Genomic DNA, 2,009 nt, shown 5'->3' with positions numbered 1-2,009 from the left:
ATCCAGTCCCCCCCTTACAAAGGGGGATAATCCGGTCCCCCCCTTAAAAAGGGGGGCTAGGGGGGATAATCCAGTCCCCCCCTTACAAAGGGGGATAATCCGGTCCCCCCCTTAAAAAGGGGGGCTAGGGGGGATAATCCGGTTAATAGCTAGAGGGGATAAACTCACCAATAGAACAACAAACCCCATCAAAACAATTCATCACCTCATCGTTAGTAAAACGTACCACCTGCAAACCGTAACCTTCTAAAATTTGAGTGCGTTTTTCGTCATAAATCATCCCATCTTCGGTAAAATGAGTATCCCCATCGACCTCGATCGCCAACTTTAATTTGGCACAATAAAAATCAACAATAAAATTATCAATTGGTTTTTGCCGCCACACTTTAAAAGGAAACTTCCTTAAATACTCCTGCCATAGCTTGCGTTCTGCTGGGGTAGGGTTTTTTCGCATTTCTTTTGCTCGTTCGACAAGGGAGGGATTATAGGGTAGAAAATAACGTCCTTCTTTTAATTGAGACATGATTTTGGGGGTTGGTAAAGTTTTTGTCCTATTTTATCCCCCCAAACCCCCCTTTGGAAGGGGGGCTTCGGATCATCCCCCCAAACCCCCCTTTGGAAGGGGGGCTTCGGATCATCCCCCCAAACCCCGCGAATGAAAGGGGGGCTTTTCTCGCCAACCCCGCGAAGGGAACGCCACTCGGCTGAGGATCATCCCCCCAAACCCCGCGAATGGAAGGGGGCTTTTCCCTCAAACCCCGCGAAGGGAACGCCACTCGGCTTCGGATCATCCCCCCAACCCCCCTTTGAAAGGGGGGCCTTCCCCCCTTTCATTCGGCTTTGTAGAGGCGATTCCCTTTCTCGCTTCTACATACATATTTTATCGGCGATAGATTAATCTATCTCAACTTTATAAAAATGTGACACTAGGTAACATTGGGTAATATCCAGGTGACAAATCAGGTAACATTTTTACAGCCGAATAAAATATGCTTAAAGGAATTAAATATTGTAACAATGAAAGGCATAAACTTATCAGAATAAGTTAGAATATAAGCTAATACCAGCGCCCTAGCAACCCAACAGACTTATGGCTTCAACCCTGTTACACCTTAACGACGAGCGTCATGTCTCTAATTACGAAAGGATAAATAGGCGGCGGACTTTTGCCCCAACCAGAGAAAAAGAGTTGGCCAACCAAGGAAAAATAAATCGATCTCGTATCGCTACGCGATACGAGATCGATTTATTTTTCCCAAATTTTTCCGACGATCTTTTTTGGCAGCTTTGGCAACAGCATGAAGATTATTTGTATCGGCGCTGTCTCGAGTGGATGAATGGCAACCCCACTGAGGCTGAAGATGCCTTGAGTACGGCTATGCTCAAGGCGAGGGAAAAGATGGCACAATGGGTGGGAGCAATTGATAATGTGCGGGGGTGGCTGACTCAGTTGACTCGGAACCTCTGCATCGATATTCACCGCAGACGCAGAACTCAAGCGGTGGAGAGTCTGGAAAATATAGAAAATGTAGAAAATATAGAAGTTTTGAGGAAGTCTGGGGAATCGGAAACTCCAGAAAGTTTCTTAGAAGCAGAGGAGGAAAAAATTGTCGTCCGTCGGGCGATCGCTCGTTTACCGAACCGACTGCGGGACACCTTTCTCCTGCACTTCGATCGCGAACTTTCTTATCAAGAAATTGCGGATCGACAGAATATTTCTTACGCCAATGTCCGCAAGCGCATTTCCCAGGCGCGAGGAGTTCTGAAACAGACATTAAGGGAATATTTTGTTTTATCCCCCCAACCCCCCTTGGGAAGGAGGGCTATTGAGGTTTTATCCCCTCAACCGATGGCGTTTGGAAGGGGGGCTATTGAGGTTTTATCCCCCCAACCCCCCTTGGAAAGGGGGGCTAAAGAGGTTTTATCCCCTCAACCGATGGCGTTTGAAAGGGGGGCTAAAGAGGTTTTATCCCCCCAACCCCCCTTGGGAAGGGGGGCTATTGAGGTTT

Annotated in this window: 2 protein-coding genes; one reads left to right on the top strand and one right to left on the bottom strand. The window is 47.4% G+C overall.

The annotated features are described in order from the left end of the window. Positions 1–142 precede the first annotated feature (142 nt). Positions 143–523, bottom strand: a complete 381-nt coding sequence (locus NG833_RS16715; protein ID WP_254566422.1) for an endonuclease domain-containing protein — start codon at positions 521–523, stop codon at positions 143–145. 810 nt (positions 524–1,333) lie between these two features. On the opposite strand from NG833_RS16715, the gene NG833_RS16710 reads away from it, so the two are divergent. Continuing rightward, positions 1,334–2,009, top strand: a 676-nt coding sequence (locus NG833_RS16710) for an RNA polymerase sigma factor (RefSeq protein ID WP_254566421.1), incomplete at its 3' end; no start/stop codon positions are given.

The sequence above is a fragment of the Oscillatoria sp. HE19RPO genome (genome assembly GCF_024220515.1).
GTDB lineage: Bacteria > Cyanobacteriota > Cyanobacteriia > Cyanobacteriales > Laspinemataceae > Laspinema.
This window is presented reverse-complemented; position numbering and strand designations above follow the sequence as displayed.